At 54.1% G+C, this 25,412-nt stretch carries 20 protein-coding genes, 1 tRNA gene and 3 rRNA genes; 9 read left to right on the forward strand and 15 right to left on the reverse strand.

All coding sequences use genetic code 11. The features are described from left to right. Window positions 1-166: 166 nt before the first annotated feature. The 3 genes from glnL to ACEPLT_RS22050 all read left to right on the forward strand — a co-directional run bounded on the left by glnL (window position 167) and on the right by ACEPLT_RS22050 (window position 2,861). The gene (glnL, locus tag ACEPLT_RS22040; protein ID WP_008501857.1) at window positions 167-1,216 is read left to right on the forward strand and encodes a nitrogen regulation protein NR(II); all 1,050 of its coding nucleotides are present in this window, start codon (window positions 167-169) and stop codon (window positions 1,214-1,216) included. An 11-nt stretch (window positions 1,217-1,227) separates the two neighbouring features. Further along, window positions 1,228-2,640, forward strand: coding sequence for a nitrogen regulation protein NR(I) (glnG, locus tag ACEPLT_RS22045; RefSeq protein ID WP_008501858.1), 1,413 nt, complete (start codon window positions 1,228-1,230; stop codon window positions 2,638-2,640). Window positions 2,641-2,750: 110 nt separating this feature from the next. After that, complete coding sequence (locus ACEPLT_RS22050; RefSeq protein ID WP_032622955.1) at window positions 2,751-2,861, forward strand: YshB family small membrane protein; 111 nt, start codon at window positions 2,751-2,753, stop codon at window positions 2,859-2,861. A 100-nt stretch (window positions 2,862-2,961) separates the two neighbouring features. Here the strand turns inward: ACEPLT_RS22050 and hemN are convergent, their stop codons facing one another. Then, entirely contained in the window at window positions 2,962-4,335 is a 1,374-nt protein-coding gene (gene hemN, locus ACEPLT_RS22055; protein ID WP_032654245.1) for an oxygen-independent coproporphyrinogen III oxidase, read from the reverse strand. Window positions 4,336-4,523: 188 nt separating this feature from the next. Next, a complete protein-coding gene (gene yihI / locus ACEPLT_RS22060) occupies window positions 4,524-5,039 on the reverse strand; it encodes a Der GTPase-activating protein YihI (protein WP_008501860.1) in 516 nt (171 codons plus the stop codon). A 580-nt stretch (window positions 5,040-5,619) separates the two neighbouring features. Between yihI and yihA the strand changes: the two genes are divergently transcribed. Then, the gene (gene yihA / locus ACEPLT_RS22065; protein WP_008501861.1) at window positions 5,620-6,249 is read left to right on the forward strand and encodes a ribosome biogenesis GTP-binding protein YihA/YsxC; all 630 of its coding nucleotides are present in this window, start codon (window positions 5,620-5,622) and stop codon (window positions 6,247-6,249) included. A 98-nt stretch (window positions 6,250-6,347) separates the two neighbouring features. Here the strand turns inward: yihA and ACEPLT_RS22070 are convergent, their stop codons facing one another. Then, on the reverse strand, window positions 6,348-6,395 hold the full coding sequence (locus ACEPLT_RS22070; protein ID WP_071892919.1) for a spot 42 RNA, inhibition of DNA synthesis: 48 nt from the start codon (window positions 6,393-6,395) through the stop codon (window positions 6,348-6,350). 166 nt (window positions 6,396-6,561) lie between these two features. Then, window positions 6,562-9,354 carry a DNA polymerase I gene (polA, locus tag ACEPLT_RS22075; RefSeq protein ID WP_232929223.1) on the reverse strand — a complete coding sequence of 931 codons (2,793 nt, stop codon included), beginning with the start codon at window positions 9,352-9,354 and terminating at the stop codon, window positions 6,562-6,564. Between the two features lie 440 nt (window positions 9,355-9,794). Between polA and ACEPLT_RS22080 the strand changes: the two genes are divergently transcribed. Further along, a complete protein-coding gene (locus ACEPLT_RS22080) occupies window positions 9,795-10,703 on the forward strand; it encodes an acyltransferase (protein ID WP_021242775.1) in 909 nt (302 codons plus the stop codon). A 23-nt stretch (window positions 10,704-10,726) separates the two neighbouring features. Here the strand turns inward: ACEPLT_RS22080 and dsbA are convergent, their stop codons facing one another. The 3 genes from dsbA to ACEPLT_RS22095 form a co-directional block, all read right to left on the reverse strand. Then, window positions 10,727-11,350 (reverse strand): thiol:disulfide interchange protein DsbA, encoded by a 624-nt coding sequence (gene dsbA, locus ACEPLT_RS22085; RefSeq protein WP_008501864.1) that lies wholly within the window; start codon window positions 11,348-11,350, stop codon window positions 10,727-10,729. 26 nt (window positions 11,351-11,376) lie between these two features. Continuing rightward, window positions 11,377-12,363 carry a serine/threonine protein kinase gene (locus ACEPLT_RS22090; RefSeq protein WP_023293673.1) on the reverse strand — a complete coding sequence of 329 codons (987 nt, stop codon included), beginning with the start codon at window positions 12,361-12,363 and terminating at the stop codon, window positions 11,377-11,379. Window positions 12,364-12,438: 75 nt separating this feature from the next. Next, window positions 12,439-12,708 carry a YihD family protein gene (locus ACEPLT_RS22095; RefSeq protein ID WP_008501866.1) on the reverse strand — a complete coding sequence of 90 codons (270 nt, stop codon included), beginning with the start codon at window positions 12,706-12,708 and terminating at the stop codon, window positions 12,439-12,441. A gap of 68 nt (window positions 12,709-12,776) precedes the next feature. Between ACEPLT_RS22095 and mobA the strand changes: the two genes are divergently transcribed. Further along, the gene (gene mobA / locus ACEPLT_RS22100) at window positions 12,777-13,361 is read left to right on the forward strand and encodes a molybdenum cofactor guanylyltransferase MobA (RefSeq protein ID WP_063616207.1); all 585 of its coding nucleotides are present in this window, start codon (window positions 12,777-12,779) and stop codon (window positions 13,359-13,361) included. Continuing rightward, window positions 13,358-13,861, forward strand: a complete 504-nt coding sequence (mobB, locus tag ACEPLT_RS22105; protein WP_232929225.1) for a molybdopterin-guanine dinucleotide biosynthesis protein MobB — start codon at window positions 13,358-13,360, stop codon at window positions 13,859-13,861. Before mobA ends, mobB begins: the two co-directional genes overlap by 4 nt. 97 nt (window positions 13,862-13,958) lie before the next feature. Here mobB and rrf read toward each other — a convergent pair. From rrf to ACEPLT_RS22125, 4 genes are all read right to left on the reverse strand, one after another. Then, window positions 13,959-14,074: ribosomal RNA gene (rrf, locus tag ACEPLT_RS22110) — 5S ribosomal RNA — on the reverse strand. Between the two features lie 70 nt (window positions 14,075-14,144). Beyond that, a 23S ribosomal RNA gene (locus ACEPLT_RS22115) occupies window positions 14,145-17,050 on the reverse strand. 183 nt (window positions 17,051-17,233) lie between these two features. Further along, window positions 17,234-17,309 (reverse strand) — tRNA-Glu (locus tag ACEPLT_RS22120). Window positions 17,310-17,394: 85 nt separating this feature from the next. After that, a 16S ribosomal RNA gene (locus ACEPLT_RS22125) occupies window positions 17,395-18,936 on the reverse strand. Together the 16S, 23S and 5S rRNA genes with 1 tRNA gene alongside form the textbook arrangement of a ribosomal RNA operon. 453 nt (window positions 18,937-19,389) lie before the next feature. Here ACEPLT_RS22125 and ACEPLT_RS22130 point away from each other — a divergent pair. Both ACEPLT_RS22130 and mdtD read left to right on the forward strand, forming a co-directional pair. Beyond that, complete coding sequence (locus ACEPLT_RS22130) at window positions 19,390-20,097, forward strand: FadR/GntR family transcriptional regulator (RefSeq protein WP_021242652.1); 708 nt, start codon at window positions 19,390-19,392, stop codon at window positions 20,095-20,097. Then, the gene (gene mdtD, locus ACEPLT_RS22135) at window positions 20,094-21,527 is read left to right on the forward strand and encodes a multidrug transporter subunit MdtD (RefSeq protein ID WP_023326354.1); all 1,434 of its coding nucleotides are present in this window, start codon (window positions 20,094-20,096) and stop codon (window positions 21,525-21,527) included. The genes ACEPLT_RS22130 and mdtD overlap by 4 nt, the downstream gene beginning before the upstream one ends. Here the strand turns inward: mdtD and rbsR are convergent. The 4 genes from rbsR to rbsC all read right to left on the reverse strand — a co-directional run bounded on the left by rbsR (window position 21,493) and on the right by rbsC (window position 25,408). Beyond that, window positions 21,493-22,485 (reverse strand): ribose operon transcriptional repressor RbsR, encoded by a 993-nt coding sequence (gene rbsR, locus ACEPLT_RS22140; protein WP_021242654.1) that lies wholly within the window; start codon window positions 22,483-22,485, stop codon window positions 21,493-21,495. The two genes, mdtD and rbsR, sit on opposite strands and share 35 nt — an antisense overlap. A 3-nt stretch (window positions 22,486-22,488) precedes the next feature. After that, window positions 22,489-23,418, reverse strand: a complete 930-nt coding sequence (gene rbsK / locus ACEPLT_RS22145; protein ID WP_023293678.1) for a ribokinase — start codon at window positions 23,416-23,418, stop codon at window positions 22,489-22,491. Between the two features lie 106 nt (window positions 23,419-23,524). Further along, window positions 23,525-24,415, reverse strand: coding sequence for a ribose ABC transporter substrate-binding protein RbsB (gene rbsB, locus ACEPLT_RS22150; protein WP_008503498.1), 891 nt, complete (start codon window positions 24,413-24,415; stop codon window positions 23,525-23,527). 27 nt (window positions 24,416-24,442) lie between these two features. Next, the gene (gene rbsC, locus ACEPLT_RS22155; RefSeq protein WP_021242657.1) at window positions 24,443-25,408 is read right to left on the reverse strand and encodes a ribose ABC transporter permease; all 966 of its coding nucleotides are present in this window, start codon (window positions 25,406-25,408) and stop codon (window positions 24,443-24,445) included. Window positions 25,409-25,412: the final 4 nt, after the last annotated feature.

Below are 25,412 nucleotides of genomic sequence, written 5' to 3' on the forward strand. Positions count from 1 at the left end.
GTTGTTTTACCCGGCGTGACAAGCGCCGGGAGTAGTTGCCGTGGAAACTTTTAGCCCATCTCCGGATGGGCTTTTTTCTCCACCAACAATCTGATCTCACGCGCTTTTGACGCCGAAAACGCTATACTGCACTAAATTAGTGCAAACGACTCCAGGAGACTGCTGAATGGCAACTGGCACGCTGCCCGATGCTGGGCAGATCCTCAATTCTTTGATTAACAGCATTTTGCTGGTGGATGACGAGCTGGCCGTTCATTACGCCAACCCGGCGGCACAGCAGCTGCTCGCCCAAAGCGCACGCAAACTGTTCGGCACCCCGCTTCCGGAACTTCTGAGCTATTTTTCGCTGAATATTGGCCTGATGCAGGAAAGTTTACAGGCGGGCCAGGGTTTCACCGATAACGAAGTGACGCTGGTGATCGACGGGCGCTCGCACATTCTGTCGCTGACCGCGCAACGTCTTCCCGAAGGCTTGATCCTGCTGGAAATGGCGCCGATGGATAATCAGCGTCGCCTGAGCCAGGAGCAGCTTCAGCATGCGCAGCAAATTGCCGCCCGAGACCTGGTGCGCGGCCTGGCGCATGAAATCAAAAACCCGCTGGGTGGGTTACGCGGCGCGGCGCAGCTTCTGACCAAGGCGCTGCCCGACCCTGCGCTGGCGGAGTACACCAACGTCATCATCGAGCAGGCGGACCGCCTGCGGAATCTGGTTGACCGTCTTCTCGGGCCACAGCAGCCGGGAATGCACGTCACAGAAAGCATCCATAAAGTGGCCGAGCGGGTGGTGAAGCTCGTCTCGATGGAGCTGCCAGAGAACGTCACGCTGGTGCGTGATTACGACCCAAGCCTGCCGGAACTGGCCCATGACCCGGATCAGATTGAGCAGGTCCTGTTGAACATTGTGCGCAATGCCCTGCAGGCGCTTGGACCGGAAGGGGGCGAGATTATTTTACGCACCCGTACCGCCTTCCAGCTCACGTTACACGGCGTGCGCTATCGGCTTGCGGCCCGTATCGACGTCGAGGATAACGGCCCCGGTATTCCATCGCATCTTCAGGACACTCTGTTCTACCCGATGGTCAGCGGCCGTGAAGGCGGTACCGGCCTGGGCTTATCCATTGCCCGCAGTTTGATCGACCAACACTCTGGAAAAATTGAATTTACCAGTTGGCCGGGACATACCGAGTTTTCGGTTTTCCTGCCGATTAAAAAATAAAGGTGACGTTTATGCAACGAGGGATAGTCTGGGTAGTCGATGACGATAGCTCCATCCGTTGGGTGCTTGAACGCGCGCTCACAGGGGCTGGATTAAGCTGCACGACGTTTGAGAGCGGCAGCGAAGTGCTCGACGCACTCACCACTAAAACGCCCGATGTTCTGCTGTCGGATATCCGTATGCCGGGCATGGACGGGCTGGCGCTGTTAAAGCAGATCAAACAACGCCACCCTATGCTTCCGGTCATCATAATGACGGCTCATTCCGATCTGGATGCCGCGGTGAGCGCTTACCAGCAAGGGGCATTCGATTATCTGCCCAAACCGTTTGATATCGACGAAGCGGTGGCGCTGGTTGAGCGCGCGATTAGCCATTATCAGGAGCAGCAGCAGCCGCGCCACGCGCCCGATTTTGGGCCAACCACCGACATCATCGGCGAAGCGCCGGCGATGCAGGACGTGTTTCGCATTATTGGCCGTCTGTCCCGCTCCTCCATCAGCGTCTTGATTAACGGCGAATCGGGGACAGGTAAAGAGCTTGTGGCGCATGCGCTGCATCGCCACAGCCCGCGGGCAAAAGCGCCGTTTATCGCCCTGAATATGGCGGCGATCCCGAAGGACTTGATTGAATCCGAACTGTTCGGCCATGAAAAAGGGGCGTTTACCGGCGCAAATACCATTCGCCAGGGGCGCTTCGAACAGGCTGACGGCGGCACGCTGTTCCTGGATGAGATCGGCGATATGCCGCTGGACGTTCAGACCCGTCTGCTGCGCGTGCTGGCCGACGGGCAGTTTTATCGCGTGGGCGGCTACGCGCCGGTGAAGGTGGACGTGCGTATTATCGCCGCGACCCACCAGAACCTGGAGCAGCGCGTGCAGGAAGGCAAATTCCGTGAGGATTTATTCCATCGCCTGAACGTCATTCGCGTTCATCTGCCGCCGCTGCGTGAACGCCGGGAAGATATTCCCCGCCTGGCGCGTCATTTCCTGCAGGTGGCTGCCCGCGAGCTGGGTGTGGAAGCTAAGCAGCTTCATCCCGAAACCGATGCCGCTCTGACGCGTCTGGCGTGGCCGGGCAACGTGCGTCAGCTGGAAAATACCTGCCGCTGGTTAACCGTGATGGCTGCCGGTCAGGAAGTGCTGATTCAGGATTTACCGGCCGAGCTGTTTGAGGCGACCGCGCCGGAAAGCAGTAGCGGACACGCGCTGCCGGACAGCTGGGCGACGCTGCTGGCGCAGTGGGCCGACCGCGCGCTGCGTTCCGGTCATCAAAACCTGCTGTCTGAGGCTCAGCCTGAGATGGAGCGTACGCTGTTGACCACCGCGCTTCGTCATACCCAGGGTCATAAGCAGGAAGCCGCTCGCCTGTTAGGATGGGGACGCAATACCCTGACGCGCAAGCTGAAAGAGCTGGGAATGGAGTAATATCCGCGCTTGTGTAAAGGTTATTAATTGAGCGCAAATTGCCGTTATTTTGCGCTTTACTGTTCCGATGAGTTTTGTATGATCGTGCCCGGAAATTGGGGGTGAACATCATGCTGGAAACATTCGTGAATATGCTCTCTAGCGGAGCCGCTGAAAGCCACACGCCACAAACCGCCGTTGCGGCGGTGCTGTGTGCGGCGCTGGTTGGGCTGTTTAGCTAGCGAGTTGGCGATAAAAAGCCGGGTCACGCTTCGCTTACCCGGCCTACATTTCGCACTTTTGTAGGCCGGGTAAGGCGAAGCCGCCACCCGGCATTACCGTTTAAATCACCCGCGAGAACTGCTGCATACGCGCTTTCTGACGCAGATATGCGTCGAAGCACATGCAGATATTGCGGATCAACAGACGCCCTTTCGGCGTGACCTCAATCCCGCTCTCCGACACGTCCACCAGCCCGTCTTTCGCCAGCGGCGCCAGCAGCTTCAGGTCTTCCGCGAAATAATCGCTGAAGTTCAGCGCCCACTGCGCTTCCACGTCCCTGAAATCAAGACGGAAGTTGCAGATAAGCGCCTTAATCACATCGCGACGGATACAGTCATCGCGCGTTAATGCGATGCCGCGCCACAGCGCGTTGCCCGTCTCATCAACCTGCTGGTAATACTGCTTCAGTTCTTTCTGGTTTTGCGCGTAGCAGTCGCCGATCATGCTGATGGCGGAGACGCCCATTCCCAGCAAATCGGTATCGCCCTGGGTCGTGTAGCCCTGGAAATTGCGGTGCAGGACCCCTTCGCGCTGAGCGACCGCCAGTTCGTCGTCCGGACGGGCAAAGTGATCCATGCCGATAAACTGATAGCCGGTGTCGGTCAGCGAGGTGATGGTTTCCTGCAGGATATCCAGCTTCTGCTGGGCAGAAGGCAGATCGGCATCTTTGATTTTGCGCTGGGCGGCAAAGAGCGTCGGCAGATGCGCGTAGTTAAAGACGCTCAGGCGGTCCGGACTGAGTTCAGCCACGCGCTTCAGCGTAAAGGCGAAGCTCTCCGGCGTCTGCTTTGGCAGGCCGTAAATCAGGTCAATATTGGTCGACGTAAAACCGATGTCACGCGCATGGTTGAGTAAGGCAAAGATAAAGTCTTCGTCCTGCTCGCGGTTCACCAGACGCTGAACCTCTTTATTGAAGTCCTGCACGCCCATGCTCAGGCGGTTGAAGCCTTCTGCGCGTAAGTGATCGAGGACATCCAGCTCAATTTCACGCGGATCGACTTCGATCGAGATTTCAGCGTCGTCGTTAAAACTGAAATTGCCGCGCAGCAGGGTCATCAGGCGGCTTATTTGCGCTTTGTTCAGATAGGTTGGCGTACCGCCGCCCCAGTGAAGCTGGCTGACGTGACGACCTTTAAACAGCGGCGCGCGATGCACAATTTCCTGTTGGAGCGCGTCAAGATACTGGTCGGCTTTATGCTGCTGGCGGGTCACGATTTTATTGCAGCCGCAGAAGTAACAAAGCTTGTGGCAGAACGGAATATGGACATAGAGCGACAGCGGACGCTCAGGATAGCGCGCGACAGCCTGCTGAAAATCCTCCTCGCCGAAGGCATCGGAGAACTCCAGCGCGGTGGGGTATGACGTATAACGCGGCCCGGAATAGTTATATTTCTGGATTAGGGCCAAATCCCAGTCGATAGTTGGTGCTGACATGCTCACTCCTTCCGTTGGTGTCGCGTTCGTATACGGCGGCCCGTTCTGACCCCATTGCGGGCCATCATTCGGGTGCGCAGCCACTTCTGTCGCCGCGACAACCGCCGTAGTTTAACGAATAACCACACCAGATAACATATAACCGGAAGGGTTATAAGCAGGACTATCGAGCCTGCCGGGTGCAAATGTTAGTTTCCACCCTTCAGAAGACGCATCATATCTTCCTGCTTCTCGTCTTCTTCTTCGTCGTCTTCATCATCGTAAGACAGACCCAGCTTCTGCATCAGCTCGTCGATGCGATCCAGTTTGGCATCCACCCATGACTGCTCTTCGGCGGTCAGGGTTTCACCCTCTTCAAGACGTTCCAGCAGCGCGTCCAGGCGCTCATCGTTCTCCAGCAAATCCAGCTCAGCCTGCGGTGAAAGCATAGGTTTCTCGCTCTTTGGTTTGTGCTGCTTAGTGACCGGGGTGTCTGTCACGCCCAGTGGAATGGGAGTTTTACTGCCGATACGAGGATCTTTCTGCTGCTTGCTTTTTGCAGAAGCGCCCGCTGCACCACCACCGTTGGCACGGCTACCCGCAGCATGACCGCGATGTTTTTTGTCGCGTTTGCGGTCGCGCGCTTCCTGGTTCAGTTCTTCGCGCGTTTTGCGGCGTGCTTTTGCAGGGCGTTTCGCGCCCGCAGCGGAGGTTGGTTTTTTCATGATGTTTTATCTTTAAGTCGTTTTCTTCAGTATAGAATTGCGGCGAAATCTAGCAGAAAGCAAGCAAAGAAAAAAGGCGACAGAGCAATCTGTCGCCTTTTTTCCTGACTCACAACCCTTAGCGGGTCAGACATTCCATGTTTGCCAACAACAAACCCTGTTTATCCCTTGGCTAATACCGTCCGTGATACGGTTCCATTTCCTGTTAAAACGCCTCCAGGCGCTGGTCGTCCTGACAATCCTGCGTCTTCGCCTCCTGGCGCTCCTGACCCTTATCCTTAAGTCATTATCCTGTTGGCTTCCTCGCCTTGCCGCATACTTTACCGTGTTCGCTTAAACTAACAAGCAACGAAACGGTACAAAAACGGATTTTCAGATAATTACCTGGAAATAAGATGATGATTTAAAACAGTTTGCCTTTTTCTTGCTCCTGCGATTTCTCTGAAATCTCCCATAGTACGTATAGCCAATCTCTCACAGCGGCCAGGGCTTAAGCCTACAGGCTGAGTGCAATGAAAAAAGTCTTTTGCCCGCATTCAGGTATAATCCCCCTCAGATTACGATTTTTGGAGACGACCACGTGACTACCTGGAACTACCAACAGACGCATTTTGTCACCAGTGCGCCCGATATTCGCCACCTCCCCTCTGATACCGGTATTGAAGTGGCCTTTGCTGGCCGCTCTAATGCGGGGAAATCCAGCGCCCTGAATACGCTGACCAATCAGAAGAACCTGGCGCGTACCTCAAAAACACCTGGCCGTACCCAGCTGATCAACCTGTTTGAAGTCGCAGAGGGCAAACGCCTGGTCGACTTACCGGGGTACGGTTATGCGCAGGTACCCGAAGAGATGAAAATCAAATGGCAGCGTGCGCTGGGTGAATACCTCGAAAAACGCATGTGCCTGAAAGGTCTGGTGGTATTGATGGATATTCGCCACCCGCTGAAAGATCTCGATCAGCAGATGATCGACTGGGCGGTGGCAAGCGATATCGCCGTGCTGGTGCTGCTGACGAAAGCCGATAAGCTGGCAAGCGGCGCGCGTAAAGCGCAGGTGAATATGGTTCGCGAAGCGGTGCTGGCGTTCAACGGTGATGTGCAGGTTGAGCCGTTCTCCTCGCTGAAAAAGCAGGGCGTGGACAAGCTGCGTCAGAAGCTCGACACCTGGTTTAGCGAGCTGGAACCCGCGACGGAAGCGGAAGAAGAGTAATACCGAGCGCGGCAATGGCCGCGTTTTTTTTTGCCTGAACATTTCTTTGCCGCAATAAAAAACGCCCCAGTCATTACTGACTGGGGCGGCTAAAATATTCAGCCAAATCCGATTACGTGAAGTAAAAGGTCTGAAAGATAGAACATCTTACCTCTGTACCCTACGCCGATAACTCTACCCCTTTTTGTGTTGCAGAAAAAGCACTTTTTGTAGTTTTTTTTCATTTTTTACATAGGGAATTCTAATGATCGTCACAAAACGCGCGTTGCCATGTTGCAAACTTACATAAAAAGCGCGTTATGCGAAGAACCCTTAGTGAGCCTGATCCCAGTTTTCACCACTTCCCACTTCCACCAGCAACGGCACGTCCAGCGTCATGCTGCTTTCCATCAGTTCGTGGATCTTCTTCGACACGGCGTCAAGGTCGTCCTTGTGCACTTCAAATACCAGTTCATCGTGTACCTGCATGATCATTTTCACACGCGGTTTCTCTTTCTCGAGCCAGGCATCCACGGCGATCATTGCACGTTTAATAATGTCCGCCGCGGTCCCCTGCATCGGGGCGTTGATCGCGGCACGCTCTGCGCCCGCGCGGCGCGCCGCGTTGCTGGATTTGATGTCCGGTAAGTAGAGACGGCGGCCGTCCAGCGTTTCAACGTAGCCTTTCTCTTTCGCCTGCGCGCGGGTACGTTCCATATATTCCAGCACGCCCGGGTAGCGTTCGAAGTAGAGATCCATATACTTCTGCGACTCTTTACGCGGAATATTGAGCTGGCGTGAAAGGCCGAACGCGCTCATGCCGTAGATCAGACCGAAGTTGATCGCTTTAGCGCTGCGGCGCTGTTCGTTGGTCACGCTGTCCAGCGGCAAGCCGAAGACTTCCGCCGCGGTTGCCCGGTGAATATCTTTCCCTTCGGCAAACGCGGTCAGCAGGCCTTTGTCGCGGGACAGATGCGCCATAATGCGCAGCTCAATTTGCGAGTAGTCAGCAGAGACAATCAGATAATCCTCTGGTGCAATGAAAGCCTGGCGAATACGGCGGCCCTCTTCGTTACGTACCGGGATGTTCTGCAGGTTGGGTTCGGTTGACGAGAGACGACCGGTCGCCGCGACAGCCTGATGATATGAGGTGTGCACGCGGCCCGTTTTCGGGTTGATCATCAGCGGAAGCTTATCAGTGTAGGTAGACTTCAGCTTCGCGAGGCCACGGTACTGCAGAATCACTTTTGGCAGCGGGTAGTCCAGCGCCAGCTCTTCCAGCACCTCTTCAGAGGTTGAAGGCGCACCGCCAGGGGTTTTCTTCAGCGGCTTGATGCCCTGCTTTTCAAACAAAATGGTTTGCAGCTGCTTCGGTGAAGAGAGGTTAAACGGCTCGCCTGCAAGCTCATGCGCTTTTTGCTCCAGCTCGGTCAGGCGCTGCGCCAGCTCCCCGGAGTGGTTATGCAGCACCGTTGGATCGATTTTCACGCCGTTGCGTTCAATGCGGGACAGCACGGGTACCAGCGGCATCTCAATATGCTGGAACACATTCAGCGGACCTTCGTGCTTTTGCAGTTTTGGCCACATCTTCAGGTGGAGCTGCAGCGTAACGTCAGCGTCTTCCGCCGCGTAGCGTCCTGCTTCTTCAAGAGCGATCTGGTTAAAGGTGAGCTGATTTTTCCCTTTGCCGGCAATCTCTTCGAAGGTGATGGTTTTGTGCTTGAGCCAGCGGTCAGATAAGGAATCCATATCATGGCGGCCCGCGACGCTGTCCAGAATGTAAGATTCAAGCATGGTGTCGAAGGCGATCCCGCGCAGTTCAATGCCGTAGTTTTGCAGAATGCCGCGGTCGTACTTGAGGTTTTGCCCAACCTTGAGCGCCTTTTCGTCTTCCAGGATCGGCTTCAGCAGTTCAAGCACGCGTTCACGGGAGATCTGTTCCGGCGCATCCAGGTAATCGTGCGCCACGGGAACATAGGCCGCATGACCAGGCTCTGTCGCAAATGACAGGCCTACCATATTGGCAGAGATGTTATCGAGACTGTCCGTTTCGGTGTCAAAGGCAAAGACCGGCGCCTTTTTCAGTTTCTCGATCCAGGCAATGAGCTGTGACTCTTCAAGAAGGGTTTCATAATTGTCGAAGGAAAGCGCCACGGCTTCTTCTTCCGCCTGCTCTTCTGCATCAACGACAATCGTCTCCTTCGGCTTTGTGGAAGGTTTTGCCCCTTTTGCCTGCAGCCATTTACCGGCTTCCACGTCAGTGGTCCAGCGCTTAAATTCGTATTTCTTAAACAGGCTTAGAAGCTCGTCCGCAGAAGGCTGCTGCACTTCCAGCTGTTCACAGCCCAGTTCGAGCTCGACATCGGTTTTGATTGTGGCCAGCTTATAGGAGAGATAAGCCACCTCTTTGTTCTCTTCCAGCTTCCCAGCCATGGTTTTGGCACCACGGAAGGAGAGACTGGCGATTTTGTCTGATTCCGCGTAGAGCGTATCCAGCCCGCCCAGCCCCTGAAGCAGCGCCTGCGCGGTTTTCTCACCGACGCCAGGGACACCAGGAATGTTATCCGAGGAGTCGCCCATCAACGCGAGGAAGTCGATAATCAGCTCTGGCGGCACGCCATATTTTGCGACCACCTCTTCCGGCCCCAGAATGGTGTTGGTCATGGTGTTAATCAGGGTAATCCCTGGCGTCACCAGCTGCGCCATATCTTTATCACCGGTGCTAATCAGTACCGGACGACCCATCTTTTCGGCTTCACGCGCCAGCGTACCGATGACGTCATCCGCTTCAACCCCAGAAACGGCCAGCAGCGGCAGACCCATCGCTTTCACCATCGCATGCAGCGGCTCTATCTGCGCACGCAGATCGTCAGGCATTGGCGGACGGTGGGATTTGTAATGTTCAAACAACTCGTCGCGGAACGTTTTGCCTTTCGCATCAAACACGACGGCCGCATGGGTTGGCTGATACTGAAGGATCAGGCTGCGCAGCATATTCAGCACGCCATACATTGCGCCGGTAGGTTCCCCTGCGCTGTTGGTCAGAGGAGGAAACGCATGGTACGCCCGATACAGGTAAGAAGAGCCATCGACGAGAATAAGAGGGTTTTCTGGGATCTGAACCATAATGTCCGTGCCTTTAATCAATTTATGCGTAAAGGATGCCACAGAAGGATGAAAACATCAGTTATTCAGGCCCGATACAGGAAAAGATTTTGCGATCGTGAGGATCGCTCGTAAAAATCAAACTGTGGATAAGTTTGTGAGTATTTTCACTTCATATGAATAACAGACGTAAAAAATACATATAAGGCAATATTTAGATCTTAATTATCAGATTGTTATGTTATGAGATCGCCTCTATATGGCCAACTGATGGCAATTTAGTCTATGTGGATATAAGCCTTGATTTACGCAGAACGACAGCGAAATCTTCTGCGCCGGGGTAAAAGCCGCCAAATCACCCTGTGAAAGCGCCATTCATTTGTCTGTTTTCTGGTAAAATCAGCGCCCAGCGTCGACTAGCCGGTCGCTCACTTACAGCTAACTACCTGAAAAAGCTCATCATGTCGAGATTGCTCGCTGCAATAACATTACTGCTAAGCATCATTTTAACTATCCTGGTGACGATCGCCTGTTCCGTACCGATCATTCTCGCCGGGATAATTAAACTGCTGCTGCCTGTATCCGTGGTGTGGCGAGCCGTGTCCGCATTTTGTAATTTCATGATGTATTGCTGGTGCGAAGGACTGGCGATCCTGTTGCGCCTTAACCCGCACCTGAAGTGGGATGTCAAAGGGCTGGAGAACCTTAACAAAAAGAACTGGTACCTGCTGATCTGCAATCACCACAGCTGGGCGGACATCGTGGTGTTATGCGTGCTTTTTCGCAAACACATCCCGATGAACAAATATTTCCTGAAACAGCAGCTCGCCTGGGTGCCTTTTATCGGGCTGGCCTGCTGGGCGCTCGATATGCCGTTTATGAAACGCTATTCGCGCAGCTATTTGATTCGTCATCCGGAACGTCGCGGTAAGGATGTGGAGACCACGCGCCGCTCCTGTGAAAAGTTTCGTGCGCATCCAACGACCATCGTGAACTTTGTTGAAGGCTCCCGCTTTACGGAAGAGAAGCGCCAGCAAACGCGCTCTCCGTATCAGCATCTGTTGCCGCCAAAGGCAGCGGGGATTGCGATGGCGCTTAACGTGCTGGGAGCACAGTTCGATAAACTTCTTAACGTCACGCTCTGCTATCCGGAAAACGATAAGACGCCGTTCTTCGATATGCTCAGCGGCAAACTGACGCGTATTGTCGTGCACGTCGACCTGGTCCCGATTGACGCTGAACTGCACGGTGATTACGTAAACGATAAGAACTTCAAACGTCGTTTCCAGCAGTGGCTTAATACGCTCTGGAAAGAGAAAGACGAACAGATAGACAAGATAAAATCTTCATACAAAAACGCCGGTCAGTGACCGGCGTTTTTACATCAGCGAAATTACTTCTTCTCAACCAGGTATTTCACGGTATCTGCATACTGCTGAACGAAAATATCCATGCTGCTGGTGTCCATGCCCTGCATGTTCAGCTGATATTTGCCGTTAACAAACATCGCCGGAACGCCCTGAAGCTGGAGGTCAGCAGCCGCTTTTTCCTGCTGGGCAACCAGTGATTTCACCACGAAGCTGTTCCATGCGGCATCGTATTCTTCACCTTTCACGCCGGCATCAACGAACACTTTACGGATATCCGCAGTGGTCTGAACGGTCTGGGTTTTCTGTACGGCTTCAAACATTGGCGAAGTGATCTTATCTTCTACGCCCAGTGCCATCGCCACCGCCCATGCCTGAGTCAGGTCTTTACCCAATGGGCCCAGGAACTCGACGTGGTACTTGGTCATTTTGGTGCCTTCCGGCAGCTTTTTCTTCACGTTGTCAGAGACATGCAGCACCTGCTCGAACTGGTAACAGTGTGGGCAATAGAACGAGAAGAACTCCAGTACCTGTGGCTCGCCAGCGACCGGCTTCTCCAGCGTGATGTACTGTTTGCCGTCGGTAAACTGTGCAGCAGAAGCGCTAAATGCCAGAATCATACCTGCCAGCGCCAGCCAAATTTTTTTCATGATTAACTCTCTCCTGGGTGTGTCCATTAATACATCGGCGTTAATTGCAGAGGGGGCTCCTGAAGAACCTTAACCTGCTCAGTAAATGTAGATATCTGGCTACGCCAGTAATCCTCTCCGGTAAGCCACGGGAAATTACGAGGAAATGCCGGATCGTCCCAACGCCTGATTAACCATGCGAGATAATAAACAAAACGCATCGCACGTAAAGGCTCAATCAGGGCAATTTCGTCTGAATTAAACGGGCTAAATTCTTCATAAGCTTCAATAATGGTTTCAAGCTGCATGCGTTGCTCGGCTTTGTCGCCATTCAGCAGCATCCACAGGTCCTGAACCGCTGGCCCCATACGCGCATCATCGAGATCGACAAACAGCGGTCCATCACGCCAGAGAATATTCCCGGCGTGACAATCGCCATGCAGACGCAGGACGGAAATATCATCACGCCAGCAGGTTTTCACTGCAGCAATAAGCTTATCGGTGGCGTTGAGGAAAACATCCTTTAGCGCTGCGGGGATCATTGCAGACGTTTCGAATAATGTGCGCGGTTCAAGAAGGTATTCCTGAATCCCCATAGTCGGGCGGGCAATAAAGGCTTTTTTGCGTCCCGTCTGGTGTATACGCCCAAGATAGCGGGCAACCCACTCCATCTGATCGATATTATCCGCTTCAAACTGACGGCCACCCAGACTTGGGAATACTGCGTAGTAATACCCTTCGTGCGTAAGGAGCGTTTGGTTATTGAATTTCAGCGGTGCGGCAACGGGGACATCGTCATCCAGCAGATCGTGAGCGAACTGATGCTCTTCCTGAATTTGTTCAGCGGACCAGCGTTCAGGACGATAGAATTTTACGACATAGCGCTGACGATCCTCGTCCTGAAATTGATAGACGCGGTTTTCGTAGCTGTTTAACGGTGTTAGCCCGGAATCCACCCGAATACCCTGTTCAAACAGGGCATCCATAATGGTGTCCGGGTGTAATGTCTGGAAAGTAAAAGCCTGGTCGTTCATCCGATCATCCGGAAATTATACGAATGATTCAGGATATCATCTTGTGGCGATTTCGGTGCCGCCGCTTACAAGCTTTTACTCTTTAATTACGCCTCGGGCGCGCAGCAATGCCGTCTTAAAATCTTCCTCATAATCTTTCTGAATACCAGGAATAACAGCATCTTTGGCAGAGTCGCGCATTTTAAGGTGGTAGATCAGGATGTCGTCAGAAAGGTCTGCCAGATCGCCGTCAAAACCTGACTCTTTTGCCAGTTTCTGTAAAAATTGCATCAGATTGAGCTCTGGCTCTTTTTGCCAGGCGGGCTGGAGGAGTTCAATAACTTCATTCAGACGTTTACATTTCATGGTGGTGCTCCTTTCATTTAGAGTGACACGTTAGCAGGGTCAATCCCACAATAAAAGAGGCGATATTCGTGAATGTTAGCCAGGAAATCATCGGGGTCGTTCTGGCAGGCGGCAGAGCAACGCGAATGGGCGGTAAAGATAAGGGGCTTCAGCTTCTTAATGGAAAACCCTTGTGGCAGCATGTCGCCGATACGCTCGCCGGCCAGGTGACGGCAATGGCCATCAGCGCTAACCGGCATATCGACACTTACCGGCAAAGCGGGTACGCCGTTTATCAGGATAGCCTAGAGAATTACCCGGGCCCGCTTGCCGGTATGCTTTCGGTCATGCAACAGTCGCAGGGTGAGTGGTTTATCTTCTGCCCCTGCGATACCCCGTTTATTCCGTCCTGTCTTGTCGAGCGTCTGTTCCTGCTTCGTGGTACAGCGCCTGTGGTTTGGGTGCATGACGGCGAGCGTGACCATCCTGCTATCGCGTTGATGCATCGATCGCTAGCGCCTGCTCTGCAGGCCTACCTGGCCGCGGGAGAGCGCAGAGTGATGGTCTTTATGCGTGAGTCTGGCGGCCATTCCGTTGATTTTAGCGATGTGAAATCAGCGTTTGTGAACGTAAATACGAGTGAAGATTTGCAGATGATGCAGGAGAAAAGATGATACCTGTTGTAGCCATTTCCGCCTGGAGTGGGACCGGGAAAACCACGCTGTTGAAAAAGCTCATTCCTGCGCTTTGTGCCAGAGGGCTTCGCCCTGGTTTGATTAAGCATAGTCATCACAACATGGACATTGATACGCCCGGAAAAGACAGCTATGAGCTGCGTAAGGCCGGAGCAGCACAAACGATGGTAGCAAGTCCTCAGCGCTGGGCGTTAATGACAGAAACGCCGGATGAGGCGCCGCTGAATCTCGCTTATCTGGTTAGCCGGATGGATCACTCCACGCTGGATCTGGTGCTGGTTGAGGGGTTTAAGCATGAGGCCATGCCTAAGATCCTACTTTTCAGAAGCGATGCCGGGCATGATTTGAGCGAGTTAACGCTGGATGAACATGTGATTGCAGTGGCCAGCGATGTGGCAGTGGAACTTGAAGTTCCGGTGCTGGATTTAAATGATGTGGACGGGATTGCGCAGTTTATTGTGGCGTGGAGTGCGGTCTGACTTGCCGGGTGGCGGCTTTGCCTTAACCGGCCTACCGTTTTTTGGCGCATAAACGCAAAAAGGCCATCCTTTTGGATGGCCTCTTCACTTGTTTGATGCCTGGCAGTTCCCTACTCTCACATGGGGAGACCCCACACTACCATCGGCGCTACGGCGTTTCACTTCTGAGTTCGGCATGGGGTCAGGTGGGACCACCGCGCTAAAGCCGCCAGGCAAATTCTGTTTAATCTGTATCAGGCTGAAAATCGTGTCTGTCTCTTCGCCAAAACATCTTCGGCGTTGTAAGGTTAAGCCTCACGGTTCATTAGTATCGGTTAGCTCAACGCATCGCTGCGCTTACACACCCGACCTATCAACGTCGTCGTCTTCAACGTTCCTTCAGGAGACTTAAAGTCTCAGGGAGAACTCATCTCGGGGCAAGTTTCGTGCTTAGATGCTTTCAGCACTTATCTTTTCCGCATTTAGCTACCGGGCAGTGCCATTGGCATGACAACCCGAACACCAGTGATGCGTACACTCCGGTCCTCTCGTACTAGGAGCAGCCCCCCTCAATTCTCCAGCGCCCACGGCAGATAGGGACCGAACTGTCTCACGACGTTCTAAACCCAGCTCGCGTACCACTTTAAATGGCGAACAGCCATACCCTTGGGACCTACTTCAGCCCCAGGATGTGATGAGCCGACATCGAGGTGCCAAACACCGCCGTCGATATGAACTCTTGGGCGGTATCAGCCTGTTATCCCCGGAGTACCTTTTATCCGTTGAGCGATGGCCCTTCCATTCAGAACCACCGGATCACTATGACCTGCTTTCGCACCTGCTCGAGCCGTCACTCTCGCAGTCAAGCTAGCTTATGCCATTGCACTAACCTCCTGATGTCCGACTAGGATTAGCTAACCTTCGTGCTCCTCCGTTACTCTTTGGGAGGAGACCGCCCCAGTCAAACTACCCACCAGACACTGTCCGCAACCCGGATTACGGGTCTACGTTAGAACACCAGCCATTAAAGGGTGGTATTTCAAGGACGGCTCCATGCAGACTGGCGTCCACACTTCAAAGCCTCCCACCTATCCTACACATCAAGGACCAGTGTTCAGTGTCAAGCTATAGTAAAGGTTCACGGGGTCTTTCCGTCTTGCCGCGGGTACACTGCATCTTCACAGCGAGTTCAATTTCACTGAGTCTCGGGTGGAGACAGCCTGGCCATCATTACGCCATTCGTGCAGGTCGGAACTTACCCGACAAGGAATTTCGCTACCTTAGGACCGTTATAGTTACGGCCGCCGTTTACCGGGGCTTCGATCAAGAGCTTCGCGTTGCCGCTAACCCCATCAATTAACCTTCCGGCACCGGGCAGGCGTCACACCGTATACGTCCACTTTCGTGTTTGCACAGTGCTGTGTTTTTAATAAACAGTTGCAGCCAGCTGGTATCTTCGACTGATTTCAGCTCCACCCGCAGGGGCTTCACCTACATATCAGCGTGCCTTCTCCCGAAGTTACGGCACCATTTTGCCTAGTTCCTTCACCCGAGTTCTCTCAAGCGCCTTGGTATTCTCTACCTGACCACCTGTGTCGGTTTGGGGTACGATTTGATGTTACCTGATGCTTAGAGGCTTTTCCTGGAAGCAGGGCATTTGTTACTTCAGCACCGTAGTGCCTCGTCATCACACCTCAGCGTTAATAAACGACCGGATTTACCTAATCGTTCCGCCTACATGCTTAAACCGGGACAACCGTCGCCCGGCTAACATAGCCTTCTCCGTCCCCCCTTCGCAGTAACACCAAGTACAGGAATATTAACCTGTTTCCCATCGACTACGCCTTTCGGCCTCGCCTTAGGGGTCGACTCACCCTGCCCCGATTAACGTTGGACAGGAACCCTTGGTCTTCCGGCGAGCGGGCTTTTCACCCGCTTTATCGTTACTTATGTCAGCATTCGCACTTCTGATACCTCCAGCATGCCTCACAGCACACCTTCAACGGCTTACAGAACGCTCCCCTACCCAACAACACATAAGTGTCGCTGCCGCAGCTTCGGTGCATGGTTTAGCCCCGTTACATCTTCCGCGCAGGCCGACTCGACCAGTGAGCTATTACGCTTTCTTTAAATGATGGCTGCTTCTAAGCCAACATCCTGGCTGTCTGTGCCTTCCCACATCGTTTCCCACTTAACCATGACTTTGGGACCTTAGCTGGCGGTCTGGGTTGTTTCCCTCTTCACGACGGACGTTAGCACCCGCCGTGTGTCTCCCGTGATAACATTCTTCGGTATTCGTAGTTTGCATCGGGTTGGTAAGCCGGGATGGCCCCCTAGCCGAAACAGTGCTCTACCCCCGAAGATGAGTTCACGAGGCGCTACCTAAATAGCTTTCGGGGAGAACCAGCTATCTCCCGGTTTGATTGGCCTTTCACCCCCAGCCACAAGTCATCCGCTAATTTTTCAACATTAGTCGGTTCGGTCCTCCAGTTAGTGTTACCCAACCTTCAACCTGCCCATGGCTAGATCACCGGGTTTCGGGTCTATACCCTGCAACTTAACGCCCAGTTAAGACTCGGTTTCCCTTCGGCTCCCCTATACGGTTAACCTTGCTACAGAATATAAGTCGCTGACCCATTATACAAAAGGTACGCAGTCACACCACGAAGGTGCTCCCACTGCTTGTACGTACACGGTTTCAGGTTCTTTTTCACTCCCCTCGCCGGGGTTCTTTTCGCCTTTCCCTCACGGTACTGGTTCACTATCGGTCAGTCAGGAGTATTTAGCCTTGGAGGATGGTCCCCCCATATTCAGACAGGATACCACGTGTCCCGCCCTACTCTTCGAGTTCACAGCCTGTGTGCTTTCGTGTACGGGACTGTCACCCTGTACCGTGCGACTTTCCAGACGCTTCCACTAACACACAAGCTGATTCAGACTCTGGGCTGCTCCCCGTTCGCTCGCCGCTACTGGGGGAATCTCGGTTGATTTCTTTTCCTCGGGGTACTTAGATGTTTCAGTTCCCCCGGTTCGCCTCGTTAACCTATGTATTCAGTTAACGATAGTGTGACGAATCACACTGGGTTTCCCCATTCGGACATCGCCGGGTCAAAGGTTCATATCACCTCGCCGGCGCTTTTCGCAGATTAGCACGTCCTTCATCGCCTCTGACTGCCAGGGCATCCACCGTGTACGCTTAGTCGCTTAACCTCACAACCCGAAGATGTTTCACTTCTGATTGCGAAAATTTGAGAGACTCGAACACACCATTTAAGATGTGTCGTTTCAATTTTCAGCTTGATCCAGATTTTTAAAGAGCAAATATCTCAAACGTGACTCGCAAGTCAGTTTTGAGATATGACGGCAGGTGACTTTCACTCACGAACCAGCAAGTGGCGTCCCCTAGGGGATTCGAACCCCTGTTACCGCCGTGAAAGGGCGGTGTCCTGGGCCTCTAGACGAAGGGGACACTGAAGTCTCGATCGCAAGACGCCTTGCTATTTACTTTTCATCAGACAATCTGTGTGAGCACTGCAAAGGCAGGTTCTTTAAGGTAAGGAGGTGATCCAACCGCAGGTTCCCCTACGGTTACCTTGTTACGACTTCACCCCAGTCATGAATCACAAAGTGGTAAGCGCCCTCCCGAAGGTTAAGCTACCTACTTCTTTTGCAACCCACTCCCATGGTGTGACGGGCGGTGTGTACAAGGCCCGGGAACGTATTCACCGTAGCATTCTGATCTACGATTACTAGCGATTCCGACTTCATGGAGTCGAGTTGCAGACTCCAATCCGGACTACGACGCACTTTATGAGGTCCGCTTGCTCTCGCGAGGTCGCTTCTCTTTGTATGCGCCATTGTAGCACGTGTGTAGCCCTACTCGTAAGGGCCATGATGACTTGACGTCATCCCCACCTTCCTCCAGTTTATCACTGGCAGTCTCCTTTGAGTTCCCGGCCGGACCGCTGGCAACAAAGGATAAGGGTTGCGCTCGTTGCGGGACTTAACCCAACATTTCACAACACGAGCTGACGACAGCCATGCAGCACCTGTCTCAGAGTTCCCGAAGGCACCAATCCATCTCTGGAAAGTTCTCTGGATGTCAAGAGTAGGTAAGGTTCTTCGCGTTGCATCGAATTAAACCACATGCTCCACCGCTTGTGCGGGCCCCCGTCAATTCATTTGAGTTTTAACCTTGCGGCCGTACTCCCCAGGCGGTCGACTTAACGCGTTAGCTCCGGAAGCCACGCCTCAAGGGCACAACCTCCAAGTCGACATCGTTTACGGCGTGGACTACCAGGGTATCTAATCCTGTTTGCTCCCCACGCTTTCGCACCTGAGCGTCAGTCTTTGTCCAGGGGGCCGCCTTCGCCACCGGTATTCCTCCAGATCTCTACGCATTTCACCGCTACACCTGGAATTCTACCCCCCTCTACAAGACTCTAGCCTGCCAGTTTCGAATGCAGTTCCCAGGTTGAGCCCGGGGATTTCACATCCGACTTGACAGACCGCCTGCGTGCGCTTTACGCCCAGTAATTCCGATTAACGCTTGCACCCTCCGTATTACCGCGGCTGCTGGCACGGAGTTAGCCGGTGCTTCTTCTGCGGGTAACGTCAATCGCTGAGGTTATTAACCTCAACGCCTTCCTCCCCGCTGAAAGTACTTTACAACCCGAAGGCCTTCTTCATACACGCGGCATGGCTGCATCAGGCTTGCGCCCATTGTGCAATATTCCCCACTGCTGCCTCCCGTAGGAGTCTGGACCGTGTCTCAGTTCCAGTGTGGCTGGTCATCCTCTCAGACCAGCTAGGGATCGTCGCCTAGGTGAGCCGTTACCCCACCTACTAGCTAATCCCATCTGGGCACATCTGATGGCAAGAGGCCCGAAGGTCCCCCTCTTTGGTCTTGCGACGTTATGCGGTATTAGCTACCGTTTCCAGTAGTTATCCCCCTCCATCAGGCAGTTTCCCAGACATTACTCACCCGTCCGCCGCTCGCCGGCAAAGTAGCAAGCTACTTTCCGCTGCCGCTCGACTTGCATGTGTTAGGCCTGCCGCCAGCGTTCAATCTGAGCCATGATCAAACTCTTCAATTTAAGTTTGATGCTCGTGAATTAAACTTCGTAATGAATTACGTATGTTCACTCAGAGACTTGGTATTCATTTTTCGTCTTGCGACGTTAAGAATCCATGTCACTTTGAGTGCCCACACAGATTGTCTGATAAATTGTTAAAGAGCAGTGCCGCTTCGTTTTCGCTGCGGCGCGGGGTGTGCATATTACGCTTTCCCGCTTCAGAGTCAAGCGTTTATTTTCGCTATTCTCTGCTGACCCGGCGGCGTGTGTGCCGTTGTTCCGTGTCAGTGGAGGCGCATTATAGGGAGTTATTCTGACGTGACAAGAGGAAATTTAAAAAAAGTTTCCATCCGCGTTTTTTTTCACCAATAGAGGTGAAATCAAGCTACAAATTGTTCTATTTGATGTATCTGCAACCACAATCACATTCGCGGTGGCATAATTATCAGCATGAATCTTTAAGGAATAAAAGCGATGCCATTAAGCGCGCAACAGCTGGCCGCCCAAAAAAACCTGTCTTATGTGCTGGCCGAAAAGCTGGCTCAGCGGATTTTAGCGGGTAAATATGCCCCGGGAAGCATCCTGCCGGGTGAAATGGAGCTGGGTGAGCAGTTTGGGGTGAGCCGTACCGCCGTGCGCGAAGCGGTGAAAACCCTGACGGCAAAAGGTATGGTGCTTCCGCGCCCTCGTATTGGCACACGCGTGATGCCACAAAGTAACTGGAATTTTCTCGATCAGGAGCTGCTCTCCTGGTGGATGACGGAAGACAACTTTCATCAGGTGATCGATCACTTTCTGGTAATGCGCAGTAGCCTTGAGCCTCAGGCATGTCTGCTTGCTGCCACGCTTGGAACGGCTGAGCAGAAAGCGCAGCTTAATGCGTTGATGGAAGAGATGGTGTTCCTGAAAAAACACTTCAACCGCGAACGCTGGGTTGAGGTCGATATGGCCTGGCATGAACATATCTATATGATGAGCGCCAATCCGTTCCTCACCTCTTTTGCCTCTTTATTCCATTCGGTGTACCACACTTACTTTACCTCTATTACACAAGACGACGTGGTAAAACTGGAATGGCACCAGGCGATAGTGGATGCCATTCAGGAAAGCGACGGGCAGCGAGCCCTGAGTGCGTGCCAGGCATTGCTGGCAGCGCCAACCCACCAGCAGGTAAATAAATGACAAAGAAAAAAGCGCGCAGCATGGCCGGATTGCCGTGGATTGCAGCCATGGCGTTTTTTATGCAGGCACTGGATGCCACCATCCTCAACACCGCGCTTCCCGCTATTGCGCAAAGCCTCAACCGTTCCCCGCTGGCGATGCAGTCCGCCATCATCAGCTATACCCTGACGGTCGCGATGCTGATCCCTGTTAGCGGCTGGCTGGCCGACCGCTTCGGCACCCGCAGAGTTTTCATGCTGGCCGTAACGCTCTTTACGCTCGGTTCGCTGGCCTGTGCGCTCTCCTCGTCCTTAACGGAGCTGGTTATCTTCCGCGTATTACAGGGCATTGGCGGTGCGATGATGATGCCCGTGGCTCGCCTTGCCTTATTACGAGCCTACCCTCGAAGCGAACTGCTTCCCGTGCTCAACTTCGTCACCATGCCGGGACTGGTCGGCCCGATACTTGGCCCGGTACTCGGTGGCGTGTTTGTCACCTGGGCAAGCTGGCACTGGATCTTCCTGATTAATATTCCGATTGGCGTAGCGGGGCTGCTGTATGCCCGCAAATATATGCCGAACTTCACCACGCCAAGGCGCAGTTTCGATATGGGCGGCTTCTTCCTGTTTGGCCTGAGCCTGGTGCTCTTCTCCAGCGGGATGGAGCTGTTTGGCGAGAAGATCGTCGCGACGTGGATGGCGCTCTCCGTTATCCTCGCCGGGATTCTGCTTTTCCTTCTTTATATACGTCATGCGCGCCGCCATCCGATGCCGTTAATCTCTCTTGGGCTCTTCAACACCCGAACGTTTTCCGTTGGGATCGCGGGAAACATTGCCTCGCGTCTGGGGACGGGCTGCGTACCGTTCCTGATGCCGCTGATGCTGCAGGTTGGTTTCGGCTATCCGGCACTGATTGCCGGCTGCATGATGGCGCCCACGGCGATGGGCTCGATTCTGGCAAAATCGACCGTGACGCAGGTGCTACGCTGGTTTGGCTATCGCAAAACGCTGGTTGGCGTGACGGTCTTTATCGGTCTGATGATTGCGCAGTTCTCGCTGCAGTCCGCCTCGCTTCCCGTCTGGATGCTGATCCTGCCGCTGTTTGTGCTGGGCATGGCGATGTCGACGCAGTTCACATCGATGAACACCATCACCCTTGCGGATCTGACCGACGAGAACGCCAGTAGCGGCAACAGCGTGCTGGCAGTCACCCAGCAGCTGTCGATCAGTTTAGGGGTTGCCGTGAGCGCGGCGGTACTGCGGTTTTATGAAGGTTTCGACAGCGCGAACACCGTCGAGCAGTTCCACTATACCTTTATCACCATGGGCGCACTCACCGTCGTTTCAGCGCTGGTCTTTATGCTGTTAAAACCGAAAGACGGCCGAAACCTGATTAAAGAGCGTCACAAAGAGAAAGCTAAACCGAACCGCGTTCCATCAGAACAGGAGTAAGCTGCAGGCGCTGCTGCTGCAGCGTGGGCTGAGCCATTCGGTGGATCAACACATCGATGGCCAGCTCGCCCAGCTCATCCTTCGGCTGATGAATAGTGGTCAGCGGCGGCGTCATATAGCTGGCCAGCTCGATATCATCGTAGCCGATTACCGCCATATCATGGGGAACGCGCAAACCGGCCTGATATAACGCCTGATAGGCGCCAAACGCCATGGCGTCGTTGCCAATAAACACCGCCTGCGGACGCTGCGGTTGCGCCAGCAGCGTCTGCATCGCTTCAAAACCACCGTGAAACTCAAAATCACCGGTAATACGGTACCCTTCCGGCACGGAAAGTCCCGCCCGCGCCATCGCGGCGAGATATCCTTCCAGACGCAAACGCGCCGGGGTTTTGTCCAGCGGTCCGGTAATACAGGCAATGCGGGTATAGCCTTTATCGATCAGATACTGGGTGGCCATATCGCCCCCCAGCAGAGAGTTATCCTGAATGAGGTCGCTGGTGCCGTCGAACGGCGCCCAGTCCATCATCACCGTGGGAATGGAGGGATAGCGCTGGATAATCTCTTTCGACGGCTGGTGCGTTTCGGTACACAGCAGCAGTAGCCCGTCGACGCGTTTTTGCATCAGCGTTTCCAGGTTACGGTTCATGCGCTGCTCGTCCCCTTCGGTATTGCACAGCACCAGGCTGTAGCCACGCTCGAAGCAGCTGCGCTCCACGCCGCGAACCAGCTCAGAATAAAAGGGGTTGGTACTGGCGGTGATCAGCATACCGATCGTACGCGTCTGGTTGAGCTTAAGGCTGCGCGCCAGTGCAGACGGCGCATAGTTGAGATCTTTTACTGCCGCTTCGACTTTTTCCCGAATCGCCTCGCTGACGAAGCGATCGTTATTAATGACGTGAGAAACCGTCGAGGTAGAAACGCCCGCCAGGCGGGCGACATCTTTCATTGTGGCCAAGCGTTACCCCTGCTGACTTAAGAATTCATCGATCTCTTTACGCCACGGAACGGAAGGCTGAGCGCCCTTGCGCGTCACCGCAATCGCGGCAGCGGCATGCGCGAAGCGGATCGCATCATCCATTTTCTTGCCTTCCAGCAGCGCGGTCACCAGCGCACCATTGAAGGTGTCTCCCGCTGCGATGGTATCAATCGCCTTCACCTTAAAGCCCGGCACGCGACGGCCTTCACCGTTTACGCTTGCCCATACCCCACGGCTGCCCAGGGTGATGATCACGGTTCCGATGCCTTTGTCGTGCAGCGCACGCGCGGCTCTCGCGGCATCGTCATCGTTTTCTACGCGAATGCCCGTCAGCTTTTCGGCTTCGGTTTCGTTCGGCGTGATGATATCCACCAGCGCCAGCAGCTCGTCTGATAATACACGGGCTGGGGCCGGGTTAAGTACGACAGTGGTATGATTTTCATGCGCAATTTTGGCCGCGGCCAGCACGCTTTCAACCGGCGACTCAAGCTGCATCAGCAGGGCCTCGGCGCCGCCAATGATTGCACGTTGCGCTTCCACGCGCTCCGTCGTCAGCGCTGCGTTAGCGCCAGCATGAATACCGATGACATTCTCACCTTCTGCGTTGACGAAAATCAGCGCCACGCCGGTAGATTCCCCTGCAACAACGCTGACAGGTGCGATATCGATGTTGTCGCTCGCCAGCTGCTTGCGTACGCGCTCGCCGGTATCGTCATCACCCGTGCAGGCGATAAACGCAATATTCGCCCCGCTGCGACCGGCAGCGACGGCCTGGTTTGCCCCTTTACCGCCGAATGCGACCTGATACTGGTTACCCGTGACGGTTTCGCCCGGTGCAGGGAACGATTCAAGGTTAAGAATGTGATCGGCATTGATACTGCCAAGGACGACGAGGTTGCCTGCGGTTTTCATGGTTGGGTTGTCCATCTGAGAGCGCCACCGGTGTTACCCGGTGGCGTATGCCACACTTTTCTTTATTGGTGTCCCTCAGGCCGCCAGTGACGGCCTGATTCGCCTTTTACTGCTTGATAACCAGTTTCAGGTCAACAGGGTATTTAGCCTGAACTTTTTCGCCCTTCAGCACTTTGTCGGCAGTTTCAACGCCAGTCGCGCCAATCTGCTCAGGCAGCTGAGCGATGGTCGCAGCCAGTTTGCCATCGTTTACTGCTTTTTCACCATCCGGCGTACCGTCAAATCCGACAACCATCACATCAGATTTACCTGCAGTCTGCAGAGCGCGCAGCGCACCCAGCGCCATTTCGTCGTTCTGCGCGAATACCGCCTGCACGTCAGGATGTGCGGTCAGCAGGTTCTGCATGACGTTCAGACCTTTAGTACGGTCGAAGTCTGCCGGCTGGCTGGCCAACACGTTGAATTTGTGCGCTGCAACCGCCTGCTGGAAGCCTTCGCCACGCTCGCGGGCGGCAGACGTACCGGCAATCCCCTGCAGTTCGATGACTTTAGCGCCTTCACCGGCTTTCTTCGCAATGTAGTCACCCGCGATTTTGCCGCCCAGCACGTTGTCAGATGCGATATGGCTCACCACGTCGCCTTTGGTTGCCTGACGGTCCAGGGTGATCACCGGGATCTTCGCCTGGTTTGCCATCTTCACGGCGTTGCCTACGGCATCGGAATCGGTTGGGTTGATCAGCAGAATTTTGGTACCACGAACGGTTAAGTCCTGAACGTTAGCCAGCTCTTTCGCCGGGTTGTTCTGTGAATCCAGTACCACCAGGTTGTAGCCCAGTTTATCCGCTTCTTTCTGCGCTCCATCCTTCAGGGAGACGAAGAACGGGTTGTTCAGGGTAGAGACAACCAGCGCGATGGTATCTTTCGCCATGGCGTTAGCACTTACGGTTGCGCTCAGCGCGACAGCGGAAACCAGGGTAGCCAGTTTTTTCATGTTCATATCTAAGATGTCCTGTAGTGTCGTCAGTTACTGTTTTTTGTTGTCTACCAGTACCGCCAGCAAAATCACCACTGCCTTAACGATCATCTGGTAATAGGAGGAAACACCTAACAAATTCAAACCATTATTCAGGAAACCGAGAATCAGTGCGCCGATCAATGTCCCAACAATGCGACCTTTACCGCCCGCCAGACTCGTACCGCCCAGAACCACTGCTGCAATAGCATCCAGCTCATACCCCGTACCCGCCGTCGGCTGCGCGGAAGAGAGGCGCGCCACTTCGATGATGCCCGCCAGTGACGCCAGCAGACCGCACAGGGAGTACACGATAACTTTGACTTTATTAACGCTAATCCCGGACAAGCGCGTTGCCGCTTCGTTACCGCCCAGCGCATAGATATAACGACCCAGACGGGTATGGTGCAGCATGTACCACGCCGCCAGGAAGACGATAGCCATGATCCAGACCGGGGTCGGGACACCCAGCGGGCGACCGATACCGAACCAGCCAAACAGATCGGCGTTATCGGTGAATCCGGTATTGACCGGGCTGCCGTTGGTATACACCATGGTCACCCCGCGCAGCAGCAGCATCATCACCAGCGTCGCGATGAACGCCTGAACGCGGCCTTTTGCCACAATCACGCCGGTGACGGCACCAATCGCCGCGCCTGCCGCCAGGGCCGCGGCCACGGCCACCAGCGCGTTGACTTCAATCCCGACCAGCGAAGCGGCGATCGCGCCGGTGAGGGCCAGCAGGGAACCGACGGACAGATCGATCCCTGAGGTCAAAATCACCAGCGTCATGCCGACCGCCATAATGGCGTTCACCGACGTCTGCTGCAGAATGTTGAACAGGTTATTTACGGTGAAGAAATTCGGGCTCATGGTCGACACAATCGCGATCAGCACCAGCAGGGCAATGAGCGATTTTTGTTCCATCAGCCACGCCTTTGTGAAATAGCGGCGACCAGAAACAGCCTGGGTAGTCATCTTC

The sequence above is a fragment of the Enterobacter sp. fkY84-1 genome, assembly GCF_052974705.1.